The organism is Plesiomonas sp., assembly GCF_051652165.1.
GTDB lineage: Bacteria > Pseudomonadota > Gammaproteobacteria > Enterobacterales > CAMTGL01 > Plesiomonas.
Window position 1 is genome coordinate 14,240 of record NZ_JBOFTR010000009.1, and the last position, 17,301, is coordinate 31,540.

At 45.0% G+C, this 17,301-nt stretch carries 15 protein-coding genes; 11 read left to right on the forward strand and 4 right to left on the reverse strand.

The window, feature by feature from the left end:
* Positions 1-1,374: 1,374 nt before the first annotated feature.
* The gene (locus ACRC53_RS07355) at positions 1,375-2,433 is read right to left on the reverse strand and encodes a DUF3549 family protein (RefSeq protein ID WP_438642843.1); all 1,059 of its coding nucleotides are present in this window, start codon (positions 2,431-2,433) and stop codon (positions 1,375-1,377) included.
* Positions 2,434-2,536: 103 nt separating this feature from the next.
* On the opposite strand from ACRC53_RS07355, the gene ACRC53_RS07360 reads away from it, so the two are divergent.
* The 8 genes from ACRC53_RS07360 (at position 2,537) to mscS (ending at position 11,467) form a co-directional block, all read left to right on the forward strand.
* Entirely contained in the window at positions 2,537-2,860 is a 324-nt protein-coding gene (locus tag ACRC53_RS07360) for a YqcC family protein (protein ID WP_438642895.1), read from the forward strand.
* On the forward strand, positions 2,860-3,690 hold the full coding sequence (truC, locus tag ACRC53_RS07365; protein WP_438642844.1) for a tRNA pseudouridine(65) synthase TruC: 831 nt from the start codon (positions 2,860-2,862) through the stop codon (positions 3,688-3,690). The genes ACRC53_RS07360 and truC overlap by 1 nt, the downstream gene beginning before the upstream one ends.
* 78 nt (positions 3,691-3,768) lie before the next feature.
* Positions 3,769-4,215: a flavodoxin gene (locus tag ACRC53_RS07370; protein WP_438642845.1), complete on the forward strand. Its 447-nt coding sequence runs from the start codon at positions 3,769-3,771 to the stop codon at positions 4,213-4,215.
* Positions 4,216-4,447: 232 nt separating this feature from the next.
* Entirely contained in the window at positions 4,448-6,445 is a 1,998-nt protein-coding gene (gene tkt, locus ACRC53_RS07375; protein WP_438642846.1) for a transketolase, read from the forward strand.
* A 159-nt stretch (positions 6,446-6,604) separates the two neighbouring features.
* On the forward strand, positions 6,605-7,621 hold the full coding sequence (gene epd, locus ACRC53_RS07380; protein WP_438642847.1) for an erythrose-4-phosphate dehydrogenase: 1,017 nt from the start codon (positions 6,605-6,607) through the stop codon (positions 7,619-7,621).
* 114 nt (positions 7,622-7,735) lie between these two features.
* On the forward strand, positions 7,736-8,899 hold the full coding sequence (pgk, locus tag ACRC53_RS07385) for a phosphoglycerate kinase (protein ID WP_438642848.1): 1,164 nt from the start codon (positions 7,736-7,738) through the stop codon (positions 8,897-8,899).
* Between the two features lie 110 nt (positions 8,900-9,009).
* A complete protein-coding gene (gene fbaA, locus ACRC53_RS07390; protein WP_438642849.1) occupies positions 9,010-10,086 on the forward strand; it encodes a class II fructose-bisphosphate aldolase in 1,077 nt (358 codons plus the stop codon).
* Positions 10,087-10,582: 496 nt separating this feature from the next.
* The gene (gene mscS / locus ACRC53_RS07395; protein WP_438642850.1) at positions 10,583-11,467 is read left to right on the forward strand and encodes a small-conductance mechanosensitive channel MscS; all 885 of its coding nucleotides are present in this window, start codon (positions 10,583-10,585) and stop codon (positions 11,465-11,467) included.
* Positions 11,468-11,603: 136 nt separating this feature from the next.
* Here the strand turns inward: mscS and purN are convergent, their stop codons facing one another.
* Together purN and purM are read right to left on the reverse strand one after the other, a co-directional pair.
* Complete coding sequence (gene purN, locus ACRC53_RS07400) at positions 11,604-12,254, reverse strand: phosphoribosylglycinamide formyltransferase (RefSeq protein ID WP_438642851.1); 651 nt, start codon at positions 12,252-12,254, stop codon at positions 11,604-11,606.
* The gene (purM, locus tag ACRC53_RS07405) at positions 12,254-13,294 is read right to left on the reverse strand and encodes a phosphoribosylformylglycinamidine cyclo-ligase (protein ID WP_438642852.1); all 1,041 of its coding nucleotides are present in this window, start codon (positions 13,292-13,294) and stop codon (positions 12,254-12,256) included. The genes purN and purM overlap by 1 nt, the downstream gene beginning before the upstream one ends.
* Before the next feature lie 234 nt (positions 13,295-13,528).
* Between purM and upp the strand changes: the two genes are divergently transcribed.
* From upp to hda, 3 genes are all read left to right on the forward strand, one after another.
* Entirely contained in the window at positions 13,529-14,155 is a 627-nt protein-coding gene (gene upp, locus ACRC53_RS07410; RefSeq protein ID WP_438642853.1) for a uracil phosphoribosyltransferase, read from the forward strand.
* Between the two features lie 231 nt (positions 14,156-14,386).
* The gene (locus tag ACRC53_RS07415) at positions 14,387-15,958 is read left to right on the forward strand and encodes a DUF2066 domain-containing protein (RefSeq protein ID WP_438642854.1); all 1,572 of its coding nucleotides are present in this window, start codon (positions 14,387-14,389) and stop codon (positions 15,956-15,958) included.
* Positions 15,959-16,040: 82 nt separating this feature from the next.
* Positions 16,041-16,742 (forward strand): DnaA inactivator Hda, encoded by a 702-nt coding sequence (gene hda / locus ACRC53_RS07420; RefSeq protein ID WP_438642896.1) that lies wholly within the window; start codon positions 16,041-16,043, stop codon positions 16,740-16,742.
* 39 nt (positions 16,743-16,781) lie between these two features.
* Here the strand turns inward: hda and ACRC53_RS07425 are convergent, their stop codons facing one another.
* Positions 16,782-17,231, reverse strand: a complete 450-nt coding sequence (locus ACRC53_RS07425) for a DUF2069 domain-containing protein (RefSeq protein ID WP_438642855.1) — start codon at positions 17,229-17,231, stop codon at positions 16,782-16,784.
* Positions 17,232-17,301 lie beyond the last annotated feature (70 nt).

Consider the following 17,301-nt stretch of genomic DNA (forward strand, 5'->3'; position numbering starts at 1 on the left):
TAACGCGAGGATGCGTAGGGAACAAGCCTCAGGATGGGGTTAGGATAGCTTCAGGATGAAGTCAAGGACACCTCCAGGACGGAGAAGTGAGCTGATATAAGGATGTAAACAGCAGCACAAGGAACGGCAAAAGGATACACGTCAGGATGACGAACGGACAGCTTCACGGAGTGAAGATCACAGGACAAACCCGAGGATGGGGTGAGTTTCAAGGAGTGATGCAGGGAGCACACTTTGCAGCAGGATAAGCTGTAGCTAGACCTGAAGGGGTATCGTAAAACGATACCCCTTCTTCTATTGTCACGTTTTCTAGTCACCGTTATAGTGTATGCCATTTTGCCATGCTGCATTTTCTTCTTTTCGTTATGACTAAAAGATAAATATCAGTGCATAATACCTATTCATAACAGATGTTATGTTTCTTAATGTTATACAGCCTGTTCATTTTATCTCCACCATTAAAATACCGTCCAGGTACACTATATTTATCGTACAAACTGACATCAAATAAGCATTTTGTGCTGTATGTGCTTTAAAATCCTCATGTGGCATTTTTTTAACTTGACAAGTTACCGGTAACTTTCATTTTTAAAATGGTCGATCTCTCACTTTTTTGTAGGATATTTCTTACAAAGAGTGTGGGAATATCCCTATAAATGTCGTGAGTACCTCCAAATGGTTATCTTATTATTGCTTTGAAAATCATATGGTTATGAAAAAAACAGTAAGAAACATTCTGAAATGTTTATTTTCATTTTGTGATAAGTGCATTGAGCTGTGTTGGTAAACGAGTATGATTACTCCATCGAAACGGATTCGATAGTCTTTAGGAAAACAGGCTTTCTCAGGAAGAGAAATAAAGGGATCCCCTGTAAGGATGCAGGTGCGCTGACAGGATGTGAGCGATTAAGGACGATGCAAGGATACACTTCAGGATGAAGTTTAGGATACTGCCTCAGGATGAGGAAGTGGACGCTTTAGGATGAAGCTTAAGGACACCTCCAGGACGGAGACGGGTATCAGACATGATGTCTGTTCGCACACGGATGGCTAAGGATGATACGCGAGGATAGCGTAAAGGACAGCCCCACGGATGCGGGATCTTAAGGAACACATCAACGGATTTGATGCTTATCACGGAGTGATGCAGGGAGCACCTGTGCAGCAGGATAAGCTGTAGCAAGACCAGAAAGGGATGCCGGAAACGGTATCCCTTTCTCTATTGTGCGTTTTCAGTATTGCAGCCAGATGGTCTAGGTTGCCTTTATCTCTATCCCTTCTCTGTTTTTTATTGCGCTTTTTGATACGGTTTCTCTTGCTCTGGGGAGCTCAATGTTCTTTGATAACACATTATCTTTGTTGTAGCACTTGAGATCAGTGCAGTTTTTTATGTAATTTAGTGAGTGCATTAACCAGTGATTCAGGCGCATTTTTTTGCTGTAACAGCGTAAAAATCTGCTTTCGTAACAAGGGCTGGGTAATGACTTCAGGATAAAGTTGTTCAAACAGTGCGGAGTTTCCTAGCGCATGTAGATAAGGTATGAGTAGTGCTAAAGAGCTCAATCTATGTGGTAAACGGGCAGTTAATACAATCAGCCATGCATCTGGGTTATCTTGTTGTAATTGTTGTAAAATAAAGGCTTGTTGCTCATCAGAATCGGGAGCATATGCTAATGCCCGTAGGAGCAGTAATTGATCGTCTTGTGCGACACTGTGTGTTAAACGTGCAAACAGTGTGTTGGCAACCTCAGTACTGATTTCAGTTTGTTCAAGACACAGACATAAGGCGTGCAGTGGAATGCTTGGCATCGCATGGATAGCCTGGCATAGCACATTCTGATGTTGATCTGTACGATCAAAGGTGATCACCTCAGCTACCCCCTGCAACCCCACATCTTGCCACTGCTGCCAGCCCAGTTCCCCCGAAAGATAACGTTGTGCAGGCAGATAAAAGCGTGAAGGTACTTGCTGATAATGCTGGGATAATAATGCATGAAACATTGCCATTCGCTCAGGGGTTGGCTGCCAGTGCTGTGGATGTTCTGCGAGGGCTTTTTTATCCTCTAGTGTGGGTGTTTTCTCTAATTTGCTTCCCAGTGTGCGTTGCAATAAACGGGCAAAACGGGCGCACTCTTCAGGAATTAGCATGCCTTGCTCATCAAGTGAGAGCGTTAAAAACCAGATACAAGGCTCTGTAATAGGAAGGGTAGAAGACACGTTTTCTGTCATATCACAAGATAGAGAAAGTGGGGCTGGGGGTGTACAGACTAGCGCCAATTTTGCTTGCCCACGCAGTGGGTAAGGATAGGGCCGTAACTGGCGTTCGAGTAGTGAAAAAGTAGGTAAAGCGAGCAAATGGGGGCGGCGACCTAAATCGTAAAAGGTTGCATTCACATCGGCAAAGGTCAGTAGTTCGGTCAGTGCAGCTGTCATGAAAAAGTATCTGCTCAGGCAAGTTAACATTAAAGGCTAAATTATAGGGAGGATAACCGTTCGGTGATATGCTTAAATGCCACTTTTTAATTTAGGGATAATGATGGATCAGTATCAACATACCTTTTTATTATTAGATAATATTCAGCAAGCACTGGTTACGCTGAATTTATGGCAAGCGATGCCACCTGAGGCGGCTGCTTTTGAAAGTACAGAGCCTTTTAGTATTGATACCATGTCAGCTGAGCAGTGGTTACAATGGGTGTTTTTACCGCGAATGCAAGCATTGCTTGATGCTAAAGCCCCACTGCCGACCCGTTTTTCTATTGCGCCTTATGTAGAAGAAGCGTTAAAAACACACCCACAGATATCTTTGTTACTTGCTCCATTACAAGAGCTTGATAGCCTGTTTACACGAGAAGCCTAATGCCTGAGTCTGCCCTGTTTCACCCATTAATGTCGACCGATTTGCCTGACAGTGTGATCTCATCAGAATTTGATGACAATAATGCCCTTAATACGCCGATTGATCCTGCCCTGACTTTACCGATTTTGTATCAGGATGAGCACATTATCGCGATAAATAAACCGGCTGGCTGGTTAGTGCACCGTAGTTGGCTTGATCGTCATGAAAAAGTGGTTGTGATGCAGACAGTACGTAACCAGATTGGCCAGCATGTTTTTACCGTGCATCGCCTTGATCGCCCCACATCAGGTATTTTATTGATGGCACTGTCGAGTGAGGTCGCCCGCATGTTATCCGGTATGTTTGAACAGCAGCAGATAAAGAAAACCTATCATGCGGTGGTTCGCGGCTATCTTGAAGGTGAAGCGGTACTCGACTATCCACTGGTGGAAGAGCTCGATAAGATCGCCGATAAATTTGCTAGCCAAGAGCGAACCGCACAACCTGCCGTTACGCATTACCGCGCGCTGGCGAAAGTAGAGACCTCGTATCCGGCAGGGCGTTATGAAACCACACGTTATAGTTTGGTTGAACTGAAACCTGAAACCGGCCGGAAACATCAATTGCGCCGCCATATGGCCCACTTGCGCCACCCGATTATGGGGGATTCAAGCCACGGTGATTTAAAACAAAACCGTGCCCTGAAAGCCAACTTTGGTGCTGGCCGTTTGATGCTGCATGCCAGTGAATTGGTGCTCAATCACCCTGTAACGGGTGAGCCATTGCACATCACTGCGCCATGGGATGAAACATGGCAACACTTGATGCAACAATTTGGCTGGTCTGTGTAAGATCCTGTGACGTAATCGACTTGCACAACGTCATACAACACGGCAGGATAGTTGAAATACCTAACAAAAGGAAACTGCATGGCCAGGGTGGGGATTTTTGTCGGAACTGTGTATGGAAACGCACAATTGGTTGCCGATGAAGCCGAACGGATTTTACGTGTTGCCGGACACGATGCGAATATCTATGAAGAAGGGTCGCTCGAAGACTGGCAACAATACTTGGAAGCCGTGGTGTTGGTGGTCACCTCAACCACTGGGCAAGGAGATTTGCCCGATACAATTGCCCCGTTATACCTCGCGATGCAAGATACCGGATTGTGGCAACCTAAATTGCGGTATGGCGTGATAGCTCTTGGTGATAGCAGCTATGAGACCTTCTGCGGTGCAGGTAAGCAATTTGATACACTGCTGCATGAGCAGGGTGCACAGCGTGTACAGGCGCGTTTAGAGCTAGATGCTACCTCGCACCCAGAACCAGAGCTCACAGCCCGTGAATGGATTGAAGCATTTTCACGCGCAATCTAAACATCATAAAAAAAACCGCATGGCGGGTTTTTTTATTTTCTGCGGCAGTGATGTGATTTGCTGAATCGATCTGACGCTTGTTTTTATGTCGGTAACGGTGCATTTATAATATAAAAACGTGATCACTGGCACGTTATTGGGTCTGCACTTGCCGTTTTAATGGCGACTCTGAGAAAATGATTCCCTATTTCGTGTTTTGTCCTTCCGCCCTGCTAATTTTCAGGAGTAGAAAATGCCTTCTCGCAAAGAACTTGCTAATGCCATCCGTGTACTGAGTATGGATGCCGTACAAAAAGCCAACTCAGGTCACCCCGGCGCTCCGATGGGAATGGCCGATATTGCCGAAGTTCTGTGGCGTGATTTTTTAAAGCACAACCCGACCAACCCTGCATGGGCTGATCGAGACCGTTTTATCCTCTCTAACGGTCATGGTTCAATGCTGATTTATAGCCTGCTGCACCTAAGCGGTTACGATCTCTCTATTGATGATTTGAAGCAGTTCCGTCAGTTGCACTCACGTACACCAGGCCACCCAGAGTATGGTTATGCACCGGGTATTGAGACCACCACTGGCCCGTTAGGTCAGGGTATTACCAATGCGGTGGGTATGGCCATGGCAGAAAAAGCATTGGCTGCACAATTTAACCGCCCAGGCCACGACATTGTTGACCACTTCACTTACTGCTTCTTGGGTGATGGCTGCATGATGGAAGGCATTTCACACGAAGCCTGTTCACTGGCCGGTACACTGGGTCTGGGTAAACTGGTTGCGTTCTATGATGACAACGGTATCTCTATCGATGGTCATGTAGAAGGTTGGTTCACTGATGATACCGGTATGCGTTTTGAAGCGTATGGCTGGCATGTTATTCGTGGTGTTGATGGCCACAATGCAACGGCCATTAAAGCGGCAGTTGAAGAAGCGCGTGCGGTGACGGATAAGCCATCACTGATCATCTGCAAAACTATCATTGGTTTTGGCTCACCAAACAAATCCGGTTCGCACGATTGCCACGGTTCACCATTGGGTGACAAAGAAATTGCCGCAGCACGTGAGTTCTTGGGCTGGAAAGAAGAGCCGTTTGTTATCCCAACGGATATTTATGCGCAGTGGGATGCCAAAGAGCAAGGCACAGCCAAAGAGCAGCAGTGGGATGCGCAATTTGCCGCGTACCGCGCCGCATTCCCTGAACTGGCCGCTGAGTTTGATCGTCGCGTAATCAAAGGCGAACTGCCAGCTAACTGGGCTGAAGCATCTACACAGTTCATTGAGCACCTGCAAGCGAATCCGGCGAAAATTGCCAGCCGTAAAGCATCACAAAATACACTCGAAGCATTCGGTAAATTGCTACCAGAGTTCATGGGGGGGTCTGCTGACTTAGCGCCGTCTAACCTGACTATGTGGTCTGGTTCTAAATCGCTTAGCGGTAACGATATGGCCGGTAACTACATTCACTATGGTGTGCGTGAGTTTGGTATGTCAGCCATTATGAACGGTATTGCGCTACACGGTGGTTTCATTCCTTACGGCGCAACTTTCCTGATGTTTATGGAATATGCCCGTAATGCCCTGCGTATGGCAGCGTTGATGAAGCAACGTGCTATTTTTGTCTATACCCATGACTCTATTGGTCTGGGTGAAGATGGCCCGACTCACCAACCGGTTGAGCAAATTGCCTCTTTGCGTCTGACGCCAAACATGAGCACATGGCGTCCATGTGATCAGGTTGAATCTGCAGTCGCGTGGAAATATGCCATTGAGCGTCAAGATGGCCCATCAGCACTGATCTTCTCTCGTCAAAATCTGGCGCAGATGGATCGTAACGCAACGCAACTGGCTGATGTTGCTCGCGGTGGTTATGTACTTAAAGATTGTACCGGCACGCCTGAGCTTATCTTCATTGCAACCGGTTCAGAAGTTGAGCTGGCCATGCAAGCGGCTGAACAACTGACTGCCGAAGGCCGTCAGGTACGCGTAGTGTCTATGCCGGCTACTGACGTATTCGACAAGCAAGACGCCGCTTACCGTGAGTCTGTACTGCCTGCGGCAGTAACTGCGCGTGTTGCTGTTGAAGCTGGCATCGCCGATTTCTGGTACAAGTATGTGGGCTTCGGTGGTCGTATCATGGGTATGACTACCTTCGGTGAGTCAGCGCCGGCTGAACTGCTGTTTAAAGAGTTTGGTTTCACTGTAGAAAATGTGGTCGCAAAAGCGAAAGAGATCCTGTAATTAACGTGATGTTAATGACAAAAGCTTGCCGTTATCGCCTTGCATGGCGGTGAGCTTTATCCTGTATTTCTCATCCCTATTTTCAACAAAGAGCTGCCTTAGGCAGCTTTTTTTGTTTAGAGAATATATTTAGGGAAAACCACCTTTAAGGAACACCGCATGGCAATTCGGGTAGCAATTAATGGTTTTGGCCGTATTGGTCGCAGTATTGTTCGAGCCTTGTATGAAAGCGGTAAGCGTGAGCAGATTCACATTGTGGCAATCAATGAGTTAGCTGATCCCGTAGGGATTGCACATTTACTGCAATATGACTCCACTCACGGGCGTTTTTCTTGCTGTGTGCACGTAGAGGAAGAGACATTATCGATAGAAGGTGATACGATTCAGCTATTACATATCCGTGAGTTAGCGCAGTTACCGTGGGCGCAATTAAACATTGATATTGTACTCGATTGTACCGGAAAGTTTGGCAGCAGGGCTGACGGTGAGCAGCATTTGCAAGCCGGGGCGAAGAAAGTGCTTTTTTCGCATCCGGCAGATAATGATATTGATGCCACCGTTATTTATGGTGTGAATCATACCCAGTTGCGGGCCAGCGATAAGATAGTCTCGAATGGCTCTTGTACTACCAACTGCATCGTACCGATTATCAAGGTGCTAGATGATACATTTGGTATTGATTCAGGCACGATCACCACGATCCACTCAGCCATGCATGATCAACCAGTTATCGATGCCTACCATACTGATTTACGTCGGGCACGTGCGGCAAGCCAGTCAATTATTCCGGTAGATACCAAACTGGCAAAAGGCATTGAACGGATTTTTCCGAAATTTTCTGACAGATTTGAAGCTATCGCTGTGCGAGTGCCCACAATAAATGTCACCGCGATGGATTTAAGTGTGACATTGAGCACGGATGTGAAAGTTTGCAACGTAAACCAAGCCCTGCAACGGGCGGCACGTCGCACATTACATGGTATAGTTGATTATACTGAAGCACCTTTAGTTTCGATCGATTTTAATCACGATAGCCATAGTGCGATTGTGGATGGAACACAAACCCGTGTCAGTGGGCAGCGGTTGGTAAAAACGCTGGTCTGGTGCGATAACGAGTGGGGGTTTGCCAACCGAATGTTGGATACCACATGCGTTATGGCAGAGATAGGGTTGTAAACGATACTGATTGTTAACGTGTAGATATCGGCAAAATAGCCACAGTGTTTGGCACTATGATGACTTTTACCGTCTGCATTTAAAATCTTCATGGAATTAAAAAGAGGACTCACCATGTCTGTTATTAACATGACTGATCTGGAACTGGCTGGAAAACGTGTACTGATCCGTGCTGACCTGAACGTACCTGTAAAAGAGGGCAAAGTGACCTCTGATGCACGTATCCGTGCTTCTCTCCCGACCATTGAACTGGCCCTGAAACAAGGCGCATCTGTGATGGTCACGTCTCACTTAGGTCGTCCGACTGAAGGTGAGTACAACGAAGAGTTCTCTTTACTGCCTGTTGTAAACTATTTGAAAGATGTACTGGATGCACCTGTGCGTCTGGCAAAAGACTATCTTGATGGCGTTGATGTTGCTGCCGGTGAGCTGGTGGTTTTGGAAAACGTTCGCTTCAACAAAGGCGAAAAGAAAGACGACGAAACGCTGTCAAAGAAATATGCAGCACTGTGTGATGTTTTTGTGATGGATGCTTTTGGTACTGCGCACCGCGCACAAGCGTCTACTCATGGCGTAGCAAAATTTGCCCCTATCGCTTGTTCAGGCCCGCTGCTGTCAGCAGAGCTTGATGCTCTGGGCAAAGCCATGAAAGAGCCGGCTCGCCCGATGATCGCTATCGTGGGTGGTTCAAAAGTATCAACCAAACTGACCGTTCTTGAGTCACTGTCTAAAATTGCTGATCAGCTGGTTGTCGGTGGCGGTATCGCTAACACCTTTATTGCTGCGGCAGGCCACAACGTGGGTAAATCCCTGTGTGAAGCTGACTTGCTTGATACAGCTAAGAAGCTGGCTGCCGAGTGTGACATTCCAGTAACCACAGATGTTGTTGTGGGTAAAGAGTTCTCTGAAACGACTCCAGCCACCATCAAAGCGGTGAGCGATGTTTCTGATGATGACATGATCTTTGATATCGGCCCTGATTCTGCAGAAGTGCTGGCTGAGATCATCATGAATGCGAAAACCATTTTGTGGAACGGCCCTGTGGGTGTGTTTGAGTTTGACCAGTTTGCAAAAGGTACGGAAGTTATCGCACGCGCAATCGCTGCGTCTCCGGCATTCTCTATTGCAGGTGGTGGCGATACACTGGCAGCTATCGACAAGTTTGGTATTGCTGATCAAGTCTCTTACATCTCTACCGGTGGTGGCGCTTTCCTTGAGTTCGTTGAGGGTAAAGTACTGCCAGCAGTCGCTATGCTAGAAGCACGCGCTAAAGCGTAATATTACCGACGGGAGGCAAATGCCTCCCGCTCTTTGTGGCTGACTATTATGAATAGTCAGCACAAACGTCTTATTGATTTAATCACGGCTGACGATACAGGACTAGGAACATGTCTAAAATTTTCGATTTCGTAAAACCAGGCGTTATCACTGGCGATGACGTACAGAAAGTTTTTGCAGTTGCAAAAGCGAACCAATTTGCTCTGCCTGCGGTAAACGTAGTAGGTACTGACTCTGTTAACGCCGTACTGGAAGCTGCAGCGAAAGTTCGTGCACCAGTGATCGTTCAGTTCTCTAACGGTGGTGCTCAGTTCTTCGCGGGTAAAGGTCTGAAACTTGAAGGCCAGCAAGCCGCGATTCTGGGTGCAATCACAGGTGCGCAACACGTTCACGCTGTTGCTGAAGCCTACGGTGTGCCGGTTATTCTGCACACTGACCATGCAGCGAAAAAACTGCTGCCATGGATCGATGGCCTGCTTGATGCGGGTGAAAAGCACTTCGCACAAACCGGTAAGCCACTGTTCTCTTCTCACATGCTGGATTTGTCAGAAGAGTCACTGGAAGAGAACATCGACATTTGCTGCGAGTATCTGACTCGTATGGCAAAAATGAACATGACTCTGGAACTGGAACTCGGTTGCACCGGTGGTGAAGAAGATGGCGTAGACAACAGCCATCTGGATCAGTCATCTCTGTACACCCAACCAGAAGATGTGGCTTACGCTTACGAGCGTCTGAGCGCAATCAGCCCACGTTTCACTATCGCTGCCTCTTTCGGTAACGTACACGGTGTATACAAGCCGGGTAACGTGAAGCTGACTCCATCTATTCTGGATGCGTCTCAAAAGTTCGTTTCTGAGAAATTTGGTATCCCAGCGAAAAGCCTAGACTTCGTATTCCACGGTGGTTCAGGTTCTACGGCAGAAGAGATTTCTGAATCTATCAGCTACGGCGTAGTGAAAATGAACATTGATACTGATACCCAGTGGGCAACGTGGGAAGGTGTTCTGGATTACTACAAAACAAACGAAGCTTACCTGCAAGGTCAACTGGGTAACCCAGATGGCGCTGATAAGCCAAACAAAAAGTACTATGATCCACGTGCATGGCTGCGTGCTGCACAAAGCACCATGATTACACGTTTGGAAAAAGCATTTAAAGAGCTGAATGCGGTTAATGTTCTGTAATTGAGAACAGCATTTTTTTAATATTAAGCCACTGATATTCAGTGGCTTTTTTGTTTGTTTACTCTTTATTCGTGCAGCGATTTTTGTGTGTGAGTGAGCGTTGAATAGGCTGATTGTTTGAGAACAATACAATCTACATTTTTATCAACTAAGTTATAGATAACTTATTATAGTTAGCATTTTTGATTGCAAAGACAATATCAATATTTCTTTCTGTGCATGTATTGTTTCGATTTTTTTATTGCGTACCACACCATTTATGTTTATTTTTTGCCTCTTTAAAAGCTCAGCATCTGTAGCTGAAAAATATCTTTAGCTTATTATATAGAGCTTGTTATTTTATCAGTGATAAAGATGATATCGCTCATTGACGTGCTCTATTTCCATCCCTTGGGTTTTGGTGATAATTAATGCATTAAATAAGCATAAAATAACTATTTTGGTTTTACCGCAATACTGTTTTTATTATAAACCATGACAGCACAGAGGACATAAAATGAAGCCTACTGACCCTTTAAATCCACTTGATCCACTTGATGTAGTAGACTCTATTCAACATGCAGGAAGCTGGGTTGTTGATAACCAAGGATTACTGATTCAATATGCAGTTAACTTGGTTGCCGCATTTTTAATCTTTATTTTTGGTTGGTTAGTTGCACGCATTGTTTCTAATACCATTAGCAAATTGATGCTAAAAAAAGGAGTCGATCGTGCAGTGAGCCACTTTGTTCGCTCACTAGTGCGTTATGCGATTATCATTTTTACTCTAATGGCTGCATTAGGCCGACTAGGGGTAGAGACATCATCTGTTATTGCCGTGATTGGTGCAGCCGGTTTAGCGGTAGGTTTAGCATTGCAAGGTTCACTCTCTAACTTTGCTGCCGGTGTATTGATTGTCGGTTTTCGTCCGTTTCGTGCCGGTGACTTTGTAGATTTAGGTGGCGTATCTGGTACGGTTGAAAGTGTACAAATTTTCTCTACTATTCTTTGTACTGTAGATAAAAAAACAGTCATCATTCCTAATGCAACAATCATGAATGGCAAGATTATTAATTTCTCTTTGGAAGAGAATCGCCGTGTTGATTTGCTGATTAGCGTAGGTTATGAAGCCGATATTGATCAGGTAAAAGAGGTATTAGCTTCGGTCGTTAACGCTGATGACCGTATTTTAGCTGATTTAGGCTGTACAATTCGTATGATGACTATGGGGGCATCATCACTTGATTTTGTTGTTCGCCCGTGGGTTAAAAATGCAGATTATTGGAATGTCTATTTTGATCTGATGGAAAATATTAAAAAAGCACTTGATGCAAATAATATTAATATTCCGTATCCGCAAATGGATGTTCATGTTCGTCAGCAAAATAAAATCGGTGAATAATTATTTATTTGAAATCTTCATCATGTAGATAATTTACACAATGACAAAAAAGCGCCAAGACGGGCGCTTTTTTGTTATACGATAAAAAAACCCGCTAAAGCGGGTTTTGATAAAATAGATGATTGAGAGCCAACGGTTACTCTGCGGCATAACCTTGATCAGGTAGAGGCTTTCCATCCATCCACGCTTGATTATCTTGATAGCTTAAACGGCCATCAAGATACCAATTAATGGCTAATGGATAACTACGGTGCTCTTGTTCTTGTACACGTTGAGCAACCTCAGCAGCCGTGTCATCTTCAAAAATCGGTACTTGCGCTTGTAAAATAATCGGGCCACCATCGAGTTGCTCAGTCACAAAGTGAATACTGGCTCCGTGCACGGTATCGCCAGCATCAATAGCACGTTGGTGTGTGTTTAATCCACGATATTTTGGCAACAGCGAAGGGTGAATATTCAGCAATTTACCGCTGAACTGTTGTACAAACGCACTGTTGAGTACACGCATAAATCCGGCTAAGACCACCAGATCTGGCTGATAGTGGGAAACCGCGTTAGCAAGTGCAGCATCAAAGCTATCACGATCAGCAAAATCACGCTGGCGTAGCACTTTAGTCGGAATATTGGCAGATTGTGCGCGTTCAAGTGCGAAGGCATCAGCGCGATCGCTGATCACTGCAGTGACTTGACCCTGAATACGGCCAGACTCACAAGCATCAAGAATAGCCTGTAAGTTAGAGCCATTGCCGGAAGCTAAAACAACGATATTTTTGGATGACGAATGCATTAACGGATAACCACTTGTTGTTCATGAGAAGTTGCTGTCTCGATAATACCGATTTGCCACGCTTTTTCACCTGCTGATGTCAGAATTTTTAGCGCATTTTCAACTTCAGCTTGCGGAAGGGCAATAATAATGCCGACACCGCAGTTAAATGTGCGGTACATTTCATGGGTAGAGACATTACCATTCTCTTGTAACCAGTGGAAAATAGTTGGCCATTGCCAGCTACTTTCGTTGATAACAGCTTTAGTATTTTCTGGCAGAACGCGCGGGATATTTTCCCAGAAACCACCACCGGTCAGGTGGGCAACGGCATGCAGATTGGCTTGTGCAATCAACTGCAATACTGAACGAACGTAAATACGGGTAGGTTCAAGCAGGTGATCGGCCAGCGGTTTGCCCTCGAGCTCAGTGGTCAGTGGGTCTTGCTCACTGAGGGTCAAAATTTTACGTATTAATGAATAACCGTTTGAGTGTGGGCCGCTTGAAGCTAATGCAATGAGAGCATCGCCAGGTTGTACTTTACTGCCATCAAGGATCTCTGATTTCTCGACGACACCAACACAAAAACCGGCGACATCGTAATCTTCACCGTGATACATCCCCGGCATTTCAGCGGTTTCACCTCCGACTAAGGCACAACCAGAAAGCTCACAGCCTTGTGCTATTCCCGTGATAACAGATGCTGCAGTATCAACATCCAGTTTACCTGTTGCATAATAGTCGAGGAAAAAGAGAGGTTCAGCGCCCTGAACAATCAGATCATTAACACACATCGCCACTAAATCAATACCAATAGTATCGTGACGTTGTAGATCCATTGCCAAGCGAAGTTTTGTGCCTACGCCATCGGTACCTGAAACTAAAATGGGTTCACGGTATTTTTGGGGAATAGCACACAGTGCCCCAAAACCACCTAATCCACCCATAACTTCAGGTCGGCGGGTTCGGCTGACAACACCTTTGATCCGATCAACTAACGCGTTACCTGCATCAATATCTACACCAGCATCTTTGTAGCTTAGGGAGGTCTTGTTGCTCACGGGGATTCCTCGCGGTTTAGTCCAAGGTTTAAACTAGGCTTTGCTATTCTATCAGTGAAGGCAATCGTTTGCGAGGTGTTGCGTTAAAAGCATACTAAACAGAGATCAAGACAGAAAAAAAGAGGAAGAACGGTGATATTTTATGCAGTTAGGAGAGTGTTTGCTACCGTATAAGTTACTTTTCGGTGTATAATCTGTCGATTTTATTTCAGTCAGGTGTTAAGGAGTAAAGCGATGAAAGTTGTTGAGGTCAAACATCCTCTGGTGAAACATAAACTGGGGTTGATGCGTGCAGCTGAGATCAGCACTAAGCGTTTCCGAGAACTGGCATCTGAAGTCGGCAGTTTATTAACGTATGAAGCAACAGCTGATCTGGAAACCGAAAATGTTATCATTGATGGCTGGTGCGGTAAAGTAGAAGTTGAGCAGATTAAAGGTAAGAAGATTACCGTTGTGCCTATTTTACGTGCTGGATTAGGGATGATGGACGGTGTATTAGAGCACGTGCCGAGTGCCCGTATCAGTGTTGTGGGAATTTATCGGGATGAAGAGACTCTTGAACCTGTTCCCTATTTCCAAAAACTGGTCTCGAACATTGAAGAGCGTTTAGCTTTGGTTGTAGATCCTATGTTAGCCACTGGTGGGTCAATGATTGCTACTATTGATCTGCTAAAAAATGCAGGTTGTCATAGCATTAAAGTTTTAGTGTTAGTGGCTGCACCAGAGGGCATTGCTGCATTGGAAAAAGCACATCCTGATATTGAATTATATTGCGCATCAGTAGATAAATGTCTAAATGAACACGGTTATATCATTCCAGGTTTAGGTGATGCTGGAGATAAAATTTTTGGAACTAAATAACCAATAATAGTTATCTGAGCATAACAATAAACGCCGCGTAATGCGGCGTTTTGTATTGTAAGAGCTGTTGATGGCTTGGTACTTTATACAAGGCTTATCTATCCTTAAAACATTTTTTTTTTTTGATGATGTTATAAAGAGAGGTGATGTTCGAAGCGGATTGCGCTAGGCTATTTAAGTTATATCTTAATATTTTATGTTCAGTTTGTTGTTATCAAGAGGCTAAAAGGTATGCAGATAAGAAATCTTTTCGTAGGTGGGTTACTGCTATTTACTGTAGGAACACAAGCAGCCGAAATGGGGGATTTTTATCTAGTACGTATACCAGTTAGTAGTGATCAACTCTCTGATGCAGAGCGCGTGCAGGCACTTGATGATATGCTCATTCGTTTTAGTGGGTTACGCACATTGCCTGATACCCCAGCATTGAAAACGGCACAGCAACAGGCACAACGTTATATTAGCCAAACTCATATTCGGAACGAGAACGGCGCACGTACTGTTGATATTAGTTTTGATCAAGGTGGCATACAGCAGTTAGCACAAGAGTTAGCTTTACCAGAGTGGAACAGTCATCGGCCAACGATTATGTTGTGGTTAGTGGATAACCAATCTAATAAGGCTGATGAAACTCAACGGATTATGTTGGATCAAGAGTACTCTGCAGTTCGAGAGCAGATCCGTGTTGCAGCGATGGAGCGAGGTATTTCCGTATTGCTGCCGCTTGGCGATCTGGATGACAATATGGCAGTTTCTCCCTCTGATATACAAGATGATGTTGTTAAACCAATAGCGCAAGGCAGTGAGCGTTATCAGCCTGATGCTATTCTTGTTGCTTCCTTAAATAAAGACTCACTCACATGGCGGCTTTATACTGGGAAACCAGAAACGCTGTTAACCGTGCAACCTGATGTATCTGCACACGCATTAACTGGATCTCCTGATCATACCGTTACTGAGATGATTCAGCAAGTTGCTGATTTTTATGCACAAAAATCACGTGATGTACATGATGAAAGCCATGTATTATTACCAGCAACACCAGCAACACCAGCAACACCAGCAACACCAGCAACACCAGCAACACCAGCAACACCAGTAACACCAGCGCCAGTAAAACCTCTTTCGATGGCACAAGCTTATGCGGCGCAATCGTCTGCTGAACCACAATCTTCTCGTGATCCACAATCCTCTCCTGATCTAGAATCCTCTTCTGATCAAAGTGCAGCAGAACCGGCATCAACAGTCTCTGCAATGGTCGCCGAGCAAACCGGAGAGAAAGAATTAACTGCTTCTGTGCCAGCATCTGTCTCTTCTCCTGCGACAGTCGCTATTACCGGCCCTGAAGAGCACTCAATATCTGCTGGAAACAGTCCGACGGATGTTTCTGCATCAGCCTCGCCTTCACAAAATAGCCCTATTGCCACAATGCCAGATATCGCGACAGTGGGGGGATATGCAGGAACAGCAAACCCAACGTCACCTTCAATACCTGCACCTTCAGCAATATTACCGAACATGAATTACCCTTCTACACCACTGGCAGATAACCAATATGCCATTGTGATTACAGGGATAACCACACCCGATCAACTGGTTAATACGGGGAAAGCGTTGGCAAAAATTAACGCTTTTGGTGATGTTCAAATGATTGGCCTTGCCGGCAGTGAAGTTGAGTATCATGTACAGTTAAAAGGCGCGTTAACAGATGCTGAACGTGAGTTAGCCGCGAGTGGATCATTTAAAATGGACTCAGGTAACACAACACAAGGAAAAGTACTAAAATATCAATGGGGATCATAACGGATCTTTAGGTCGGTTCTCTCGTTGCAGTGAACATGATAGACTTAGCAACAGTCTTAGCTAAGAGTGGACGTGAGTGGATCTGAATACACCGGCTCAGTTGTCGTTACCGATAAATCTTCCTGATGATGAAACATTCTCTAGTTTTTATCCGGGAAAAAACCAGCAATTACTGAATGCCATTCAAACGTTGATCCGTACCGATAGTGGAGGGTATCTCTATTTTTGGGCACGTAAAGGCGCAGGACGTAGCCATTTGTTGCATGCAGCTTGTGCTGAATTATCACAGAAAAATCAAGCGGTAGGGTATGTTCCTTTGGATAAACGGGCCTATTTTGGCCCTGATGTTCTAGAAGGAATGGAACATTTAGCACTGGTATGTATCGATAATATTGATCTGATCGCTGATGATCCTGAGTGGGAGTTGGCACTTTTTGATCTGTATAATCGAATTAAAGAGCAGGGAACGACACGTTTGCTGATCGCAGGTGATCAAGCACCTCGCCAATTACAATTGACACTGCCTGATCTGGCTTCGCGCTTAGATTGGGGGCAAATCTATAAGCTGTATCCATTGGCTGATGATGATAAATTGCAAGCATTACAATCACGGGCAAAATTGCGTGGTTTTGATATGCCTGAAGATGTTGGACGTTTTTTACTTAAGCGATTAAGCCGTGATATGCGTACACTCTTTGATACGTTAGATACTCTTGATCGAGCATCTATGGTTGCGCAACGTAAGTTAACAATTCCTTTTGTGAAAGAGATCTTATTTTTATAGGGGCACTGATCATTTGCCCCTTCCTGCTTATCATTGATTTTATCTTTGCTGTTTTTTCAACGATAACCCCAGCTCTTTTCCGCGCTTTTTAGCAAACAGTAGATTAACGCAAAAACTACCACTGGCGAGTATTAGCTCAATAATACCAAAGAGGCGTTCTCCCTCATCAATGCTGATAATGGTTAGTGCATGAAGAAAGTAGAGCATCAGGATAAAATTTGCCCATGCATGCGTATATGCTTTTCCTTGTATAATGCCTTTTAATGGAAACAGTAATGGAATACTCCAGCCAAGAGTGATTGCCCACGAAGCAACATGTGGGTGCGGTGATAACAGAGCATGCCAGAGTATTTGCCAGAACAATAAACTGAGCCAAAAGAGCCGTGAAGCCTGCCAGTAGCGCACAGTATTTTCTGGCATTGGGAAGATACTGTGCTGTTTTGTTGAGCATGGTTGATGAAGTTGCTGCTGACAAGTGCGAGATGACATAGAAACATCCTATTGTTATTAAACCGTTGCTACACAACGTATGGCAACGGTGTCCTGTTTTGCGTAAATA

Excerpts from the sequence above, each read along its gene's own strand:
- ACRC53_RS07425 (WP_438642855.1), bottom strand. The coding sequence starts at position 17,231 with ATGTCATCTCGCACTTGTCAGCAGCAACTTCATCAACCATGCTCAACA.
- ACRC53_RS07360 (WP_438642895.1), top strand. The coding sequence starts at position 2,537 with ATGGATCAGTATCAACATACCTTTTTATTATTAGATAATATTCAGCAA.
- ACRC53_RS07370 (WP_438642845.1), top strand. The coding sequence starts at position 3,769 with ATGGCCAGGGTGGGGATTTTTGTCGGAACTGTGTATGGAAACGCACAA.
- upp (WP_438642853.1), top strand. The coding sequence starts at position 13,529 with ATGAAAGTTGTTGAGGTCAAACATCCTCTGGTGAAACATAAACTGGGG.
- truC (WP_438642844.1), top strand. The coding sequence starts at position 2,860 with ATGCCTGAGTCTGCCCTGTTTCACCCATTAATGTCGACCGATTTGCCT.
- fbaA (WP_438642849.1), top strand. The coding sequence starts at position 9,010 with ATGTCTAAAATTTTCGATTTCGTAAAACCAGGCGTTATCACTGGCGAT.
- ACRC53_RS07355 (WP_438642843.1), bottom strand. The coding sequence starts at position 2,433 with ATGACAGCTGCACTGACCGAACTACTGACCTTTGCCGATGTGAATGCA.
- tkt (WP_438642846.1), top strand. The coding sequence starts at position 4,448 with ATGCCTTCTCGCAAAGAACTTGCTAATGCCATCCGTGTACTGAGTATG.
- mscS (WP_438642850.1), top strand. The coding sequence starts at position 10,583 with ATGAAGCCTACTGACCCTTTAAATCCACTTGATCCACTTGATGTAGTA.
- epd (WP_438642847.1), top strand. The coding sequence starts at position 6,605 with ATGGCAATTCGGGTAGCAATTAATGGTTTTGGCCGTATTGGTCGCAGT.
- ACRC53_RS07415 (WP_438642854.1), top strand. The coding sequence starts at position 14,387 with ATGCAGATAAGAAATCTTTTCGTAGGTGGGTTACTGCTATTTACTGTA.
- purN (WP_438642851.1), bottom strand. The coding sequence starts at position 12,254 with ATGCATTCGTCATCCAAAAATATCGTTGTTTTAGCTTCCGGCAATGGC.
- pgk (WP_438642848.1), top strand. The coding sequence starts at position 7,736 with ATGTCTGTTATTAACATGACTGATCTGGAACTGGCTGGAAAACGTGTA.